This window comes from Aminobacter sp. BA135, from assembly GCF_050859125.1.
Classification (GTDB): Bacteria; Pseudomonadota; Alphaproteobacteria; order Rhizobiales; family Rhizobiaceae; genus Aminobacter; species Aminobacter ciceronei.
Window position 1 is genome coordinate 1050738 of record NZ_CP139572.1, and the last position, 15720, is coordinate 1066457.

General features: G+C 65.3%; 14 protein-coding genes. 5 read left to right on the forward strand and 9 right to left on the reverse strand.

Features of this window, described 5'->3' with window-relative positions:
- The first annotated feature begins 56 nt into the window (after positions 1–56).
- From SLT36_RS05100 to SLT36_RS05115, 4 genes are all read left to right on the forward strand, one after another.
- Positions 57–1022, forward strand: coding sequence for a helix-turn-helix domain-containing protein (locus SLT36_RS05100; protein WP_432286162.1), 966 nt, complete (start codon positions 57–59; stop codon positions 1020–1022).
- Between the two features lie 88 nt (positions 1023–1110).
- Positions 1111–1515, forward strand: a complete 405-nt coding sequence (locus SLT36_RS05105; protein WP_432286164.1) for a GFA family protein — start codon at positions 1111–1113, stop codon at positions 1513–1515.
- 172 nt (positions 1516–1687) lie between these two features.
- Positions 1688–3205 carry an aldehyde dehydrogenase gene (adh, locus tag SLT36_RS05110; protein ID WP_432286166.1) on the forward strand — a complete coding sequence of 506 codons (1518 nt, stop codon included), beginning with the start codon at positions 1688–1690 and terminating at the stop codon, positions 3203–3205.
- 156 nt (positions 3206–3361) lie between these two features.
- A complete protein-coding gene (locus SLT36_RS05115) occupies positions 3362–3718 on the forward strand; it encodes a DUF779 domain-containing protein (protein ID WP_432286168.1) in 357 nt (118 codons plus the stop codon).
- 125 nt (positions 3719–3843) lie between these two features.
- On the opposite strand, the gene SLT36_RS05120 is transcribed toward SLT36_RS05115, so the two are convergent.
- The 9 genes from SLT36_RS05120 to pdxA all read right to left on the reverse strand — a co-directional run bounded on the left by SLT36_RS05120 (position 3844) and on the right by pdxA (position 13691).
- Positions 3844–5334 carry a sulfatase family protein gene (locus SLT36_RS05120; RefSeq protein WP_432286169.1) on the reverse strand — a complete coding sequence of 497 codons (1491 nt, stop codon included), beginning with the start codon at positions 5332–5334 and terminating at the stop codon, positions 3844–3846.
- A 69-nt stretch (positions 5335–5403) separates the two neighbouring features.
- Entirely contained in the window at positions 5404–6378 is a 975-nt protein-coding gene (locus tag SLT36_RS05125; protein ID WP_432288250.1) for an aliphatic sulfonate ABC transporter substrate-binding protein, read from the reverse strand.
- Between the two features lie 31 nt (positions 6379–6409).
- Positions 6410–7186 carry an ABC transporter ATP-binding protein gene (locus SLT36_RS05130; RefSeq protein ID WP_432288251.1) on the reverse strand — a complete coding sequence of 259 codons (777 nt, stop codon included), beginning with the start codon at positions 7184–7186 and terminating at the stop codon, positions 6410–6412.
- On the reverse strand, positions 7186–7941 hold the full coding sequence (locus SLT36_RS05135) for an ABC transporter permease (RefSeq protein WP_432288253.1): 756 nt from the start codon (positions 7939–7941) through the stop codon (positions 7186–7188). The genes SLT36_RS05130 and SLT36_RS05135 overlap by 1 nt, the downstream gene beginning before the upstream one ends.
- A gap of 50 nt (positions 7942–7991) precedes the next feature.
- Positions 7992–9119 (reverse strand): ROK family transcriptional regulator, encoded by a 1128-nt coding sequence (locus SLT36_RS05140; protein ID WP_432286170.1) that lies wholly within the window; start codon positions 9117–9119, stop codon positions 7992–7994.
- A gap of 310 nt (positions 9120–9429) precedes the next feature.
- Complete coding sequence (locus tag SLT36_RS05145; protein WP_432286171.1) at positions 9430–10560, reverse strand: iron-containing alcohol dehydrogenase; 1131 nt, start codon at positions 10558–10560, stop codon at positions 9430–9432.
- Positions 10561–10597: 37 nt separating this feature from the next.
- Positions 10598–11761 (reverse strand): sialidase family protein, encoded by a 1164-nt coding sequence (locus SLT36_RS05150; protein ID WP_432288255.1) that lies wholly within the window; start codon positions 11759–11761, stop codon positions 10598–10600.
- Between the two features lie 32 nt (positions 11762–11793).
- A complete protein-coding gene (locus SLT36_RS05155; protein WP_432286172.1) occupies positions 11794–12711 on the reverse strand; it encodes a dihydrodipicolinate synthase family protein in 918 nt (305 codons plus the stop codon).
- Positions 12708–13691 carry a 4-hydroxythreonine-4-phosphate dehydrogenase PdxA gene (gene pdxA, locus SLT36_RS05160; protein ID WP_432286174.1) on the reverse strand — a complete coding sequence of 328 codons (984 nt, stop codon included), beginning with the start codon at positions 13689–13691 and terminating at the stop codon, positions 12708–12710. Before pdxA ends, SLT36_RS05155 begins: the two co-directional genes overlap by 4 nt.
- Positions 13692–14069: 378 nt before the next feature.
- Here pdxA and SLT36_RS05165 point away from each other — a divergent pair, with 378 nt between their 5' ends.
- Positions 14070–15719: an ABC transporter substrate-binding protein gene (locus SLT36_RS05165; protein WP_432286175.1), complete on the forward strand. Its 1650-nt coding sequence runs from the start codon at positions 14070–14072 to the stop codon at positions 15717–15719.
- The last annotated feature ends 1 nt before the right edge of the window (position 15720 follow it).

The window sequence follows — 15720 nt, forward strand, 5'->3', positions numbered from 1 at the left end:
AAGCAGGCAACGACTATGCGGTACGGGAAGAGGTGCAGACGCCGCCGGAGGAGAGGATGAGAGGCACCGCAGTCACCGAGCATGCCGACAAGGTGCAGGCTGCCCTGAAGTCGAGCGAGGCGGCGCGTTCGGCGCTGGTCGCGTCCTGGCAGCGATCGTCGCATCACCATCTCGATCCGACCCATCGCAGCCCGCCCAAACGCTTGACCGAATCCGAGCTCGTGTTCGCCCGGCAGCGCATCGAGCCGCTCATCGCGGTCGCCCAGGCCAGCCTCGACCGGCTCTACCTCGCCGTCGGCGGGGTCGGCTGCTGCGTGCTCCTGGCCGATCGCGACGGCGTGCCGGTCGAGCGCCGCGGTGCGCTGGCCGATGACGAGACCTTCCATGACTGGGGACTGTGGACCGGCACGGTGTGGAGCGAGGAGAGCGAGGGCACCAATGGCATTGGTACCTGCCTTGTCGAGCAGCGACCGCTGACAATCCATCGCGGCCAGCATTTTCTGACGCGCAACACGGCTTTGTCCTGTACGACCACGCCGATCTTCGACCACGAAGGCAAGCTGGCCGCGGCGCTCGACGTCTCGTCCTGCCGTGCCGACCTGACCGAGGGCTTTGTCAACCTCATCGCGCTGGCGGTGGGGGACGCCGCCCGGCGCATCGAAGCCGACAATTTCCGGCTCGCCTTCCCCGATGCCCGCATCATGCTGGCGCCGGTGGCCGAACGCAGCGCCGGCGCCCTGCTTGCCATCGATGCCGACGATCTCGTCATCGGCGCGACGCGCAGCGCCAGGCTGGCGCTCGGGCTGACCGCCGAAAGCTTTGCCAAACCCATGCCGGCAGCCGACCTGCTGGGCGGCAGCGTGGTGGCGGAGCGAGAATTGCGCGAGGCCGAGCGGGCCGTGCTGCAGCGCGCGCTGGCCCGCGCCGGCGGCAATGTCGCGCTTGCCGCGCGCATGCTCGGCATCAGCCGCGCGACCTTGCATCGCAAGATGAACCGGCTCGACCTTCACCGCGCCAACTGACGACATCAGGACATGCTGACATTCCTCCTGACATGAGGATGGCAGGAGGGGCGTGGTAGATTGCGGCCAGTTCATCGAGGAGGACGTCGTGATCAAGACTTACCGGGGCAGCTGTCATTGCGGCAAGGTGCATTTCGAGGCTGACATGGATCTCGCGGCAGGGACCGCGCGCTGCAACTGTTCGATCTGCTCCAAGCGGCGATCGTGGAACGCGCTGGTCAAGCCGGCACAGTTCCGCCTGCTGTCGGGCGAGGACGTCATGACCGACTACGGCTTCGGCACCATGCAGGGGCATCATCTGTTCTGTTCGACATGCGGCTGCGCGCCGTTCAGCCAAGGTCATGTCGAGGCGATCGGCGGCGATTTCGTCGCCGTCCAGATCGGCTGTCTCGACGACGTCGATCCGAACGAGCTTGCCGCGGCGCCCGTCAACTATGGCAATGGCCGCGACAATAGGTGGTGGGAACCGCCTGCGGTCACCTCCTACATCTGAGGTCCCGGCACCGCTTTTCGGCCGGCTGCCAGTCCGTTTGGCAGATGTGTCGCAGAACTGCGACACATCGCGACGGGCCCCGCTTGCAGCCCGGCTGACAACTGTCGAAGTCCCGGCAAGTCTGCCTCCCGACGCGCCGCATGCCGCGGCGCTGCTTCTCGGGAGGAAGAGCATGAACAAGGTGGAATTCTCGCGTACCGCCAAGGTGCCGTTTGCCAAGCGTTATGACAACTATATCGGCGGTGCCTGGGTAGCGCCGAAGGCCGGCCGTTATTTCGAAAACATCTCGCCTGTCACAGGCCGGCCGCTCGGCGAGGTTGCCCGCTCCGATGCGGCCGACATCGAGGCGGCACTCGATGCCGCCCACAAGGCCAAGGACGCCTGGGGCAAGACGGCACCTGCGACCCGCGCGCTGATCCTCAATCGCATCGCCGATCGTATGGAGGAAAACCTCGACCTTCTGGCGCTGGCCGAGACCTGGGACAATGGCAAGCCGATCCGCGAGACGACCGCCGCCGACGTGCCGCTTGCCATCGACCATTTCCGCTACTTCGCCGGCGCGCTGCGCGGCCAGGAAGGCAGCCTGTCGCAGATCGACGACGACACTGTCGCCTATCATTTCCACGAGCCGCTCGGCGTCGTCGGCCAGATCATTCCGTGGAACTTCCCACTGCTGATGGCCTGCTGGAAGCTGGCACCGGCGCTCGCTGCCGGCAACTGCGTGGTGCTGAAGCCGGCTGAGCAGACGCCCGCCACCATCATGCTGTGGGCCGACCTGATCGGCGACCTGTTGCCCGAGGGCGTGCTGAACATCGTCAACGGCTTCGGCCTCGAGGCCGGCAAACCGCTGGCGTCGAGCCCGCGCATCGCCAAGATCGCCTTCACCGGCGAAACGACGACCGGCCGACTGATCATGCAATATGCCTCGCAGAACCTGATCCCGGTGACGTTGGAGCTCGGCGGCAAGTCGCCCAACATCTTCTTCCAGGACGTGACAGTGGAAGACGACGATTTCTTCGACAAGGCGATCGAGGGTTTCGTCATGTTCGCGCTCAACCAGGGCGAGGTCTGCACCTGCCCGAGCCGCGCGCTGGTGCATGAGAAGATCTACGACAGGTTCATGGAGCGGGCACTGAAGCGCGTCGAGGCGATCGTCCAGGGCGACCCGCTCGACCCGGCGACGATGATCGGCGCCCAGGCCTCGTCGGAGCAGCTGGAGAAGATCCTGTCCTACATGGACATCGGCCGCCAGGAAGGCGCCGAGCTGCTGGCCGGCGGTGAACGCGCCAACCTGCCGGGTGACCTTGCCGGCGGCTATTACGTCAAGCCGACCGTGTTCAGGGGCCACAACAAGATGCGCATCTTCCAGGAGGAGATTTTCGGGCCGGTTGTCTCAGTCACCACCTTCAAGGACGATGATGACGCGCTGTCGATTGCCAACGATACGCTCTACGGTCTGGGCGCAGGTATCTGGAGCCGCGACGCCAACCGGCTCTACCGCTTCGGCCGCGCCATTCAGGCCGGCCGCGTCTGGACCAACTGCTACCACGCCTATCCGGCGCACGCTGCCTTCGGCGGTTACAAGCAGTCGGGCATCGGCCGCGAGACGCACAAGATGATGCTCGACCACTACCAGCAGACCAAGAACATGCTGGTCAGCTACAGCCCGAAGAAGCTCGGGTTTTTCTGAGAGTGACGCGTTCCTCTCCCCGTTCACGGGGAGAGGCTGCCGGCAGCCAGGTGAGTGGCGGCGCTGCCCTGACCGCATCCGCCCGGGCCCCTCATCCGTCACTTCGTGACACCTTCTCTCCATGAACGGGGAGAAGGAAGAACCGGAACTCCGCCCATGCCCTCGCATCCTCCCCTCGACAAGGTCTCCGCCACGGCCGAAGCAGTCGCCCTGCTCGACGAGATCATCGCCGACCATGGGCCGGTGCTGTTCCACCAGTCCGGCGGCTGTTGCGACGGTTCGTCGCCGATGTGTTATCCGCGCTCCGACTTCATCGTCGGCGACAACGACGTGCGGCTGGGCACCATCGGCGAAACGCCTGTCTACATCAGCGCCTCCCAATACGAGGCCTGGAAACACACCGACCTGATCATCGACGTCGTGCCGGGGCGCGGCGGCATGTTCTCGCTCGACAACGGCCGCGAGAAGCGTTTTCTGACGCGCTCGACGGTGTGCGCCCGACCGACCTGCTAACGCTCCGCCTGCTCATCGCATAGCGCTTCGAATGATCGCCGGACCGTGCCTGGTGCGCCGCAGAAGACAGCCGGACAAGCCGTCGCGGAAACGGAACGATTTGCCCGGCGGGGTCCGTGCCCTCGTTAACGCGTCGTTGCCGTCCGCGCCTTCGGGCCGGGATGGCGCTCTTCCAGCTTGTCCGCGTGATGGGCGCGGTCGGTGGCCCTCAGACGTTCGAGATAGGCCGGCAACTCGCCCTTGCAGTGATAGGGACCGCCTTCGCGCAGGACGGTCACCAGCGGGTCGACGTCGGTCTCGCTGCGGGCAAGCGTGGCCGAACGCCAGTCCTCCAGAAGCTTGCTCGCATGGGCGACGATGTCGGGCCGCTCGACGGCGAGGTCGTGCTGCTCGTGCGGGTCGTAGGTCAGGTTGTAGAGCTCGATCGGTTCGAGGTCCTTGTAGCCGTCGTGGTAGGTGCGCAGCATCAGCCAGTCGGCATCCTCGCTGCGCAAACGCACGCCACGCTGCACCGCCCAAGCGCCCTGCGACAGCACCAGAAAGTCGCGGCCACCCTGTTCACCCGCTGCCAGAGCAGGCGCGAAGGACTTGCCGTCCCAGACCTCAGGCACCTTACCGCCGAGCTTGTCGATCAGGGTCGCGGCCCAGTCGAAGTGATAGTGCAGGCCCTCGTTGACGCCGCGCATGTCGGCGACACCGGGCCAGCGCATGACCAGCGGCACGTTGCAGGTGTATTCGTCCGCGGTCTGGTGGTCGGCCCAGACGTTGAGTTCACCCATGTTCTCGCCATGGTCGGCACCGATGACGATGATGGTGTCGTCGAACAGGCCGAGGTCCTTCAGCGTGGCGACCAGCATGCCGACATGGTCGTCAGCATATCTGACGCCAGTGTCGTAGCCGTCGAACCAGGCCTTGGCCTTTGCGAGGTCATCGATGGGGACGGGCATGCGAGGGTAGCCGGAGGGATCGGCGTCATAGCCGCGCGGCTCCATCGGGCTGTGTGGGCCATAGCCTTTCATCTGCTCGGCAAGGACCTCGCGCGTCATCCATGACGGGGTTGGATCGTCCCTGAACGGGTCGCCGAAGCTTTCAGGTACGCGGTAGGGGGTGTGCGGATCCCAGACATTGACATGCAGGAACCATTTCCTGGACTTGCCGTTGCGGCGCAGCCAGTCGACGGCCACCGGGACGACGTCGTCGGCATTCTCCATGCCGCCCTGGCCGGGATTGAACATCTCGTTGAAGCCGGCATACCAGTGCCAGCAGCCGTGACGCTCGCCAAAGGATGAGATGGTTGCCGTATGGTAGCCGAGGTCGCGCAGCGCCTTCATCCAGCCCTCCTCGTAGAAGGTGCCGGCCCAAGCGCGCTCAGCACCCTCCCGAAAAGGTTCGCAGGCGGTGCCGCCATGACCGACGACGCCCGTCCGCAACCCGTGCCGGCCACTCCAGAGAGCGGTGCGCGACGGGTGGCAGGGCACGTCGGAGACATAGACGTTCTCGAAGCGGATGCCGTCTGCCGCCAGAGCGTCGATCGCAGGCGAGGTGTTGCGGTGGTAGCCGTAGCAGCCGAGATGGTCGCGGCGGAGACTGTCGATGTCGATGTAGAGAACGTTCATGGGGTCACGCTTGGATGGGAGAGGTCGGGAAAGGCCCCGCCGCCAAAGCGGCGAGGCAAGAAGGCTCGATCAGCCGGCGTAGAGATCGCCGAGATAGTAGTCCTTCGGATCGAGCGGGTCCTTCAGCTTGCCGAAAGCGACAAACTGCTCGTTGAGGCCCTTGAGCCAGCCGGCGACGGTGCCGTCCTTGGTGGCGGCGGCAAGTTCGGCACTGGTCAGGTACTTGCCGTTCTTGCTCTCGGTTACCAGCGGGTCTGCCGGAACGCCGAGGAATTTGGCGGTGATCTCGACCGAGCGCGGAACGTCGGCGGCGCGGAAGTCGTTGGCGTCCTTGAGCACGGCGATCATCTTCCTGACCGTGTCCTGATCTTCCGCTGCAACCTCGTTACGGGCGACGAAGGCCGAGGGGAAGGAATTGGCCGGGAAGAAATCGGCGCTCTGGGCGACCTCGACCAGGTCGGGCACGGTCTTCTTGATGACGCCGACGAGCGGGTACCAGATGCCGGCACCGTCGATCTGCTTGGAGGCGAAGGCCGAGACCACGGTGCTCGGGTCCATCTTGACCACCTCGACGTCGGAGAGCTGCATGCCTGCCTTGGCAAGCGCGAGGCGCAGCAGCATGTCGCCTGAAGTGCCCTCGGGCACGCCGACCTTCTTGCCCTTGAGGTCGGCCATCGAGTTGAAACCGGCCTGGGCGATGACGCGATCGGACAGGCCAAGCGCGTTCATGGCGACGATCTTGGCTTTGCCAGAGGCGGGCAGCCACAAGGCGCCGGGACCGACATAACCGAAGTCGAGGCTGCCGGCGCCGAGCGCCTGGACCTGGATCGGACCGTTGGTGAACACCTTGAGCTCCGGTTCGAGGCCATGTTTGGCCCACAGGCCCTGGTCGCTGGCAACAGCGGTCAGGCTGGTGCCGAAATAGTCGGCGATGTAGCCGACGCGCACCGGCTTGGCCTGTGCGCGGGCCGGACTGCCGAGCGACAACACTGCGGGTGCGGCCAGCGCGCTTCCGGTTGCGGCGAGAAAGCCGCGCCTGGTCAGGTTGATCTTCATTGTAGTCCTCCCTTTGGTGTCAGGCCTCGACCTGCGGCTTCTGGTGGTAGACCGAGTGCCAGACCTGGTTGCGTATCTCGGTGAATTCCTTGGACAGGCGCACATCCTCGTTGCGCTCGGCCGGCAGGTTGACCGGTATGATCTTGTGCAGGCGACCGGGCCGGGCGGCCATGACGATGACGCGGTTGGCGAGATAGACCGCCTCGTCGACGTCATGGGTGATGAAGAAGACGGTGCGGCGCTCGCGGCTCCAGGTGTCGAGCAACTGGTCCTGCATGTGCACCCGGGTCAGCGCGTCGAGGGCGCCGAACGGCTCGTCCATCAAAAGCATCGTCGGGTCGACGGCATAGGCGCGGGCAATCGCGCAACGCTGCTTCATGCCGCCCGACAGAGTCTTGGGTAGCGCGTCGGCGAAATCACGGAGCCCGACCAGCCCGATGAAATGGTCGGAGATGCGGCGCCGCTCCGACGCCGGCAGGCCCTTGATGCGCAGCCCGAACTCGACGTTCTGGCGCACCGTCAGCCATGGGAACAGGGCGTATTGCTGGAAGATGACGCCCCGTTCCGGCCCCGGGCCGCTGACCGGCCTGCCGTCGACGAGAACCTTGCCGTCGGAGACGTCCATCAGGCCGGCGGCGATGTTCATCGCCGTCGACTTGCCGCAGCCGGACGGGCCGACGACGGTGACGAACTCGCCGTCGGCGATGTCGAGGTTGAGCCGGTCAAGCGCCAGGAACGACTTGTCGCCTTCGCCGAAGCGGCGGCTGACATTTTGGAAGGAAAGCTTGGGCTGGATCATTGGGCGCGCTCCTGCCAACTGGTGAGGCGGCGTTCGGTCGCCTGAAGCAGGCGATCCATCAGCAGGCCGAGCACGCCGATGGTGATCAGGCTGACGAAGATGGTCGGCAGGTCGTAATAGAGCTGGGCCTGCTGCATCCGGAAGCCGAGGCCCGACTGCGCCGCGATCAGCTCGGCCGCGACGACAGTTGCCCAGGCCGATCCCAGGCCGATGCGGACGCCGACGAGGATGAAGGGGGTCGACGCCGGGATGACGACCCGCGGGAATATGATCCTGTCGCTGGCACCGAGCACGCGAGCTGCGTTGATCAAAGTGCGGTCGACGCTGATGACTCCCTGATAGGTGGCGACGACGCAGGACAGGAACGAGGCAAGGAAGATGACGAAGATCTTGGGGGCCTCGTCGATGCCCATGGTGACGATGGCGAGCGGGATCACCGCCAGCGGCGGGATCATGCGGAAGAACTGGACATAAGGTTCGATCAGCGCGCGGGCGATCTTGTACCAGCCCATCAGGAAGCCGACCGGGATGGCAAGTGCTGCGCCGAGCAGGAAGCCTGTGAGCACGCGCTTGAGGCTGGAGAAGATATCGAGCGCGAGCTGGCCGTTGGCGGCGAGTTCGATGGCGCGGACGAACACTTCCTGCGGCCCGGGCAGGACAACCAGCTTGGCTGCCGTGATCGCCCACCAGATGGCGAGGCCGACGAGGAAGGCGAGGGCGTTGAGAGCGAGGCCGGGGAGGTGTGGTCCGATGCGCGAAAGAAGCGTGCCAGTGGGGGCCGCGACGGTCGACGGGGCGGCGCTCAATGGAGTGCTCCCGAATAGAAGAACTGGTCGAGTGCAACGGCCGCGCCGCCGATGGCGCCGGACTGCGCTCCGAAGGTGGCGCGGCGGATGCTCAATATGTCGCGCATATGCGGCATGATGCGGAGCGGCAGGTCCCGCTCCAGCCGCTCGAACAGCGATTGCGGCGCGTCGCCGAGATGACCGCCGAAGACGATCAGGTCGGGGCTCAATATGTTGACGGCGCTGGCGAGCGCGGTGGTGAGGTGGCGAACGACGACGTCCCAGGCGATGGTGTTCTGCTCGACCCTGGCGAGCAGGTTATCGGGCGCCGCGCCCTTGAGGCCGGCAGCGTCCATCAAAGCGCGCTCGCAGACGAAGGTTTCGAGGCAGCCGACATTGCCGCAGGCACAGCGCTTGCCCTCGGCCACGATCTGGATGTGGCCGAGTTCGACCGCACCATGACCGCCCGGCCTGAACGGCGCGCCATCGACCATCAACCCGGCGCCAAGGCCGGTGCGCAGGTAGATGTAGAGCAGGGCCGGCACATTCTTGCCGATGCCGTAGTGGCTTTCGGCCAGAGCCATGGCGCTGACATTGTGTTCGACCGTCGTCGGCAGTCGAAGCGCATCTTCGAGCTTGTCGGCGAGCGGCACGTTGCGCCAGCCGACATTGATCGAGGCGAGCGCCGTGCGGCGCGCCGGATCGACCGGGCCGGGCACGCCGATGCCGACGCCAAGCAGCCTGCTGGTCTCGACCTGCACTTCGGCGGCAAGCTCGGTGACAGTCCTGGACACCTGGCCGACGATCTCGTCGGGATCGGCAGCCTCGGTGTCGAAGGCAAAGGCGGCGGTGGCCTTGGGGCGGGCGAGGAGATCGGTGATCGCCACCTGGACGTTGCCAGCGCCGATATGGACGCCGGCGACGCTGCGGGCGTCGGGCGCCAGCTTCACCGCCTGGGCGGGGCGGCCGACAACGCCGTTGGGCAGGCTGGTGTCGCCTTCGAGGATCGAGCCATCACGCAGCAGGGCAGCCGTGACATGGGTCAGCGTCGTCGCCGACAGCTTCGACCGGCGCGACAGGTCGGCCCGCGACTGCGGTCCTTCATCCCTGAGGATGCGCAAGATATGGCCGTGATGAACACCCATCCGGTTCCTCCCATATTATTTTCTAAAGTTTAGAAATTAATATGGGAGGAGTCAACTGGTTCGGTTGGCGAGCAGAGGATCGACATCCGAACCGACGAACGGCCAGAGTGTCCCGGCTGGCGAATGAGATCGGTCGCGCCGGTCGCAGGCACATTGGCGGCCCGGACGGTCAGATGTGGCACATGCATGTCCGGCAGTGATGGTATCGAAGGCTGAAATACGATCTCGGGCCACGCCCGCTAAGGAGGGCAGGCGTCAAAGCGTCGGGAGCGCCGACATCTTGACGCCAGCGGCACCCGTGAGGAGTCAGTCAGTGAGCCGCGCGGTAGATCGACAGGATGTCGTCGCGGGTCAATTCACGTGGGTTGTTGTCGAGCAGGCGGCGGATGGCGAAGGCATCGTCGGCCATGGTCGCCAGGTCGTCTTCCGGTACGCCTAGTTTCGACAGGCGCATCTCGATGCCGAGCGAAGCGCAGTAGTCGTGCGTCGCGCCGAACACATCCTGCACGGCTTGGGCCTCAGGCAGCCCAAGGGCTGACAGGACATGGCCAGTTTTCTCCACCGCCGCCGGCAGGTTGAAGGCGAGCACATGCGGGAAGATCAAGGCATTGGCGGCGCCATGGGCGACGTGCCAGCGCGTGCCGAGCGGATAGGCAAGCGCGTGGCCGCCGGCGGTGTTGACCGGCCCGAGGCAGAAGCCGCCATAAAGCGAGGCGAGCGACAGGCCTGCGCGGGCTTCGACGTCGCTGCCGTCCTTGACCGCGCGGGCGAGATAGCGGCCGACCAGCTTCACGCCCTCCAGCGCGTAGAGGTCGATCATCGGATGCGCCTTCTTGTTGGTGTAGGCCTCGACACAATGCGCCATGGCATCGACGCCGGTGGCGGCGGTGACGGCCGGCGGCACGGTCATCGTCAGCGCCGGATCGACGATGGCGATGTCGGCCAGCATCTCGATGCTTTCTACGGCGAGCTTGGCCTGCGTTTCAGGATCGGTGACCAAGGCGCGGATGCCTGCCTCGCTGCCGGTGCCAGATGTCGTTGGCACCTGGGCGAGGGCTACCCGTCGCCTGGCCGCCTTGCCTGTGCCGACGATGTCCTGCAGGCGCTGGCCGGTGCCGACCATGACCGAGACCAGCTTGGCGAGATCCATGGCGCTGCCGCCGCCGAAACCGATGACCAAGTCCGCCTCCGAACGGGCGGCGAGTTCAAGCACCTTGTCCAGGTTGGGAAGGTCCGGCTCGGGCCTTACCTCGCCGAAGACGACCGTCTCGACGCCGAGCGCGAGCGTGTCGATGCGGGCGGCATTGAAGGCGTCGGCGACGACGAGAGCCTTCTTGATGTTGCGTGCCTTGACCCAGCCGGCCAGCCGCGAGACGACGCCGGGGCCGAACTCGATGACGGGCGGCCGAACGATCATGATGGGCGTGTTGAGACCGTTCATCGTCAGTGCTCCAGGTGGCTGCCGCCGTCGCGCATGGTCAGAATGTTCCCGGCGACAGGCGGATGTGTTTGATGGCGCGGCGGAAATAGGTGAAGGCGACGTGGATCGCCCCGTCCGAAGTCGCGAGGATGGACGGGTAGGAGAATTCGCGGTTCAGCCCGTCCTTGGAATTGTTGGTCAGGCAGAAGCCGTCGCCGGTCTCGAGATCGATGCGGCCGCCGAAGCGCTCGCCGCTATCGGAGGAGAAGGCGAGGCTGAGCGGTGCGCGCGGCACGCCCCAGACGGCCTTGCGGCCGACCGGCTCGGCTGCCTCAGCGGGTGCCTCGGTCTCTTCGCCTTCGATCTCGTCATAGAGCGACAGCCGGCGGTCAGCCGACATCGAGGCGTTGGCGTGGTTGTAGACGATGGCGATGCGGCCATCGCTCGCGCGCACGGCCTGCACCGAAGAGTTGTTGTTGGGCAGGTCGGTCGGCTCAGGCGCGCTCCAGCTGCGGCCGCCGTCGGACGAACGGCTGCGCAGCACCTGCTCGGAAAAGCGGTTGCGGTAGACTGCCACCATCTCGTCGCCGTCGAGCGGCACGATGTTCATGTGCACGGCGCCGATGCTGTCGGTCACGTCGTGCATGGTCCAGCTTGCGCCGGCATCGGTTGAGACGAGCACGGCAGCGGTGTCGGCGTCGCCACTCCACCTGGCACCTGATACCCCGATGCAGCGGAAAACCGGCAAGAGCCATTCGCCGCGGTCGTTGACGATGATCGGCTGGCGCACAAAGGTGCCGGGGATGTCACAAAGGACAGCCACGTCGCCGAAGGTCTTGCCGCCGTCGGCAGAGATGCGGCGCTTGACCACGGCGCCGTCCTGGTGGCCCGAGGTCTGCGAGGTGTAGAGCAGCCAGACCTTGCCGTCGGGCGCGTTGAACAGCATCGGGTTCTGTTCGGACTTCTGGGGATCGTCCGACATCTTCTCCGGTTCCGACCAGACGTCCGAGCCGGGCGCCAGGCGCGACATGTAGATCGAGATGTCGCCCATGCCTTCCATGGTGCCGCCGAACCAGACGCATGCAAGCGTGCCGTCTGAAAGCAGCGACAGGTTGGCGGCGTGGTTCTGCACCGTCGGCGACGGCAGGAAGGCCTCGGCGCGGCCGGGCGCTGTCGCCCGCATCTTGCCGTCCATGCGGGCCGCGACCTCGGCATGGGTCATGACGGATGCGTCCGCTTGCGCCGCGTTCATCGTCATCTCCCCGCTCCTGGCAGCTGTTCGAGCTGCGGCCGGAGCGCGGCGATATCGCTTTCGCTCAGGCCCATCAGCGGCGGCCTCAGGCGCTGCCATGCCTTCTCGCCATGTTTGAGGCCGACCATCGCCTTGATGGTCGGAATCTGGGCGTAGCTGTTGGAGAGGTTGCGCCAGGCATTGATGCGCGCCTGCGCCGCCTCGACCTTTGCCTCTTCGGCCGGATTGGCATGGTTGTCGAAGACGGTGCGCAGCGAATCCGCGATCAGGTTGGAGGTGGCGGTGATGCAGCCGGCGCCGCCTTCGCGCAAAAGCGGCAGCATCAGCGGATCGGCGCCCGGAAAGACGGCAAATCCGGGATAGGCCCTGACCAGCGCCTGCATGTTGGCGAAGTCGCCCTTGGATTCCTTGATGCCGACGACGGTTTTCGGAAAGGCCTTGATCAGCCGGCCGACCAGTTCGACCGACAGTGCGATGCCCGACACCTGGGGGATGTGGTAGAGCACGACCTTGAGCCGGTCGTCGGCGACGCCTTCGAGGATGCGCGCATAGGCATAGAAAAGGCCGTCGTCTGATACACCCTTGTAATAGAAGGGCGGCAGCATCACCACCTTGTCGATGCCGATCGAGAGCGCGTGGCGGGTCAGCTCGATGGTCTCGGGGATGGCGGCGACGCCGGTGCCGGGCATCAGCCTGTCGGCCGAGACACCAGCCTCGACGACGCTTTCCAGCATTGCCTTGCGCTCTGTGAGCGAGAACGAGTTGGCTTCGCCCGTGGTGCCGAGCAGCGCGACGCCATGGCAACCCTCGTCGAGCAGCCGCTGGCAATGCCTGGCAAGCAGGCCGTGGTCGGTCGTCAGGTCGGCGTTGATGGGCGTGGCGGCGGCGGAAAAGACGCCCGAGATTGCGAAACTGGTCATGCTGTCACCCGAGGCGTTCCGGCGAGCTTGCGCGCATAGGCGATCGCCGCATTCATGTTGACGTGGTTGGCCTTGCCGGTCCCGGCGATGTCGAAGGCGGTGCCATGGTCGACCGAGGTGCGGTCGATCGGCAGGCCGAGCGAGATGTTGACGCCCGTTTCGAAGGCCACCAGCTTCATCGGGATGTGGCCCTGGTCGTGATATTGGGCAACGACGAGGTCGAAGGCACCCGAATAGGCGCGGTGGAAGACAGTATCAGGCGGCACCGGGCCATAGGCGTCGATGCCTTCGGCTTTGGCCGCGGCGACGGCTGGGGCGATGAACTCGTCGTCCTCGGTGCCGAACAGGCCGTTCTCGCCGCAATGCGGGTTGAGGCCGGCGACCGCAATGCGTGGGTTGTCGATACCGATGCGGCGCAGATGGCGATGGCCGGTACGGATGGTCTCGAGAATGCGCTCCGGCTTCACGCGGGCAATCGCCTCTTTGAGCGACACATGGGTCGAGACGTGGATCACCGACATACGCTCGGCGGCGAGCAGCATCCAGGACGAGCGCGAGCCGGTCAGATGTGCCAGCATGCCAGTGTGGCCGTCATAGTGATGGCCGGCGAGGTTCAGCGCCTCCTTGTTGATCGGGGCGGTGACGATGCAGCCGATCTCGCCTGCGGTCGCTGCTTCCACCGCACGCGCGATGAAGCGGAACGAGGCATCGCCGGCGCGGACGTCGATCTTGCCGAAGGCGATCGGGCCGTCCTCAATGGCGACATGCTCGACGGCAACCGTGCCGGTGCCGCCGGAGGTGGGCGCGAATTTCAACGGTGCGCCGACGATCCTTGCAGCAGCTTCGAGGCTGTCGCTGTTGCCGAAGACGCGGATGGTGGCGCGGTCGGCAGCGCTCATCTCGGCCAGCGACTTGCAGATGATTTCGGGGCCGACGCCTGCCGGGTCCCCCATGGTGATGCCAATCGTACGGCTCGTCATCGCTCCCTGTCCGTCTGTCTGCCGGCGACGCCCTTGGGCGCGCGGCGATCTGGAATCCTCCCGAGCGCATGCACCTCGGGGGGTGCCAGCTGCACTTGGCTGTGGCCCGAAACTGATCACAAGCGGCAAAGTTGTCAAGTTGCTTTTTCCTGATGAATTGGAGGGGTGGCCGCGACGCTTGAATTAACTAATTGATATTACATTATTTAATTGGTGTCATTTCACCTCTGGTTGATTTTTCTCTGGCGCAATCCGAAAAAATGAATTGACATGTTTACAATGCGGCCGCATTTGTTTGGCCACGGTTGCCGCTTCCGCGTCTGTTGCCTTTCGACCGACCAGAGCATCGCCGTTCACGGGTTTCAGGGAGGAAATGTGATGTCGAAACGGAACACCGAGACTCCGTCGCGCGCCGGGATGACCCGCCGCGATGCGCTCAGGCTCGGCCTGGGCAGCGCTGTGGGCTTCACGCTGCTGGGCCTCAACGCCAAGATCGTCTTTGCTCAGGAAGGGCAGGTGCTGAAGGTTGCCAATCCGGCCTTCAACCAGGATTGGTCGCCGCTGCGCGGCGGCGGCGTGCCCTATCGCTGGAATTCGGCCTGGTGGGCCTCGCCGATGTATTTCGACAGCGAAGGCAAGATTCATCCTTACGTCTTCACGAGCTGGGAGGGCTCGGCCGACTCCAAGACCTGGACATTCAAGCTCGATCCCAAGGCGACCTTCTCCGACGGCAGCAAGATCACCTCGGCCGACGTCGCCGGTTCGTGGAATGTTGCGGCCATGCCCGGCACCAAGAGCCAGCGTGCCGACCAGGTTCTCGGCAAGGTCGCCGGCTTCGCCGAGGTTACCGGCGGCAGCGCCAACACCATTTCCGGCGTCGCCACGCCTGACGAGGGCACCGTCGTCGTGACGCTGACCGAGGCCGACCCGATCTATTTCATGCGCGTCGCCAACCACATCGTGCCGATCACCAAGGCCTCGCAGTCGCGCGGCGAGGACGGCAACGAGATCCAGGACTGGTTCACGCCCGATGCAGGCGCCGTCTATTCCGGCCCGTTCAAGCTGACCAGCATCGACATTGACGGCGGCAAGCTGGTGTTCGAGCCGAACGAGAACTTCTTTGGCCCGAAGCCGAAGCTCGCCCGTATCGAGATCGCCTCGATCGAGGACAATGTGACGGCGACCTCGCTGCTCAAGTCGGGCGAGTTCAACGCCCACACCGAGCTGGTTACCTCGACCATCGTGCAGGACCTCGGCGCCGAATTTGCTTCCGGCCCGCTGATCCCCACCAGCCAGCACTTCTGGTTCAATTCCAAGCGCGCGCCGATGGACGATCCCAAGGTTCGCCAGGCGTTGATCATGGCGGTCGACCGCGACGGGCTGATGAAGGCCTCATTCCCCGACGGCCCGCACAAGAAGACCGACCAGGTCATCAACTCGGTGCCCGGCGCCGACAATTCCGGCTTCGAGCCATACCCCTACGATCCGGAAGGCGCCAAGAAGCTGCTCGCCGAGTCGACCTATGGCGGTCCCGAGCGCCTGCCCAAGATTCTGTTCGTCGGCATCTCCTCGCCGGCCAACGAGGCGGCGGCGCAGTTCATCGCCGAACAGTGGCGCCAGAATCTCGGCATCACCGCCGTCGACATGAAGCCGCAGCAGGACGCCTATGCCGGCCCAGACCAGAACGCGGTGCAGATCTTCCGCGACGACGTCGGCACCCGTGTGCCCGATGCAGCGAGCTATCTCGCCGGTTCCATCGCTTCGACCTCGTCCAACGCCCAGAACAAGCTCGGCGGCTACAAGAACGACAAGGTCGACCAGTTGCTGGCCGAAGCCTCCACCAAGGCGGCCGACGATCCGCAGCGTGTCGCCCTTGCCCAGGAGGCCCAGAAAGCCTTCCGCGAGGACTGGACCTTCATCCCCTGGTACGCACAGGCGATGTCGCGCTGGGCCAATGCCGATGTGAAGGGCATCGACAAGAACCTCGACTGGCAGGTTGTCGCGCCCTGGGAAATCACCATCGGCTGAT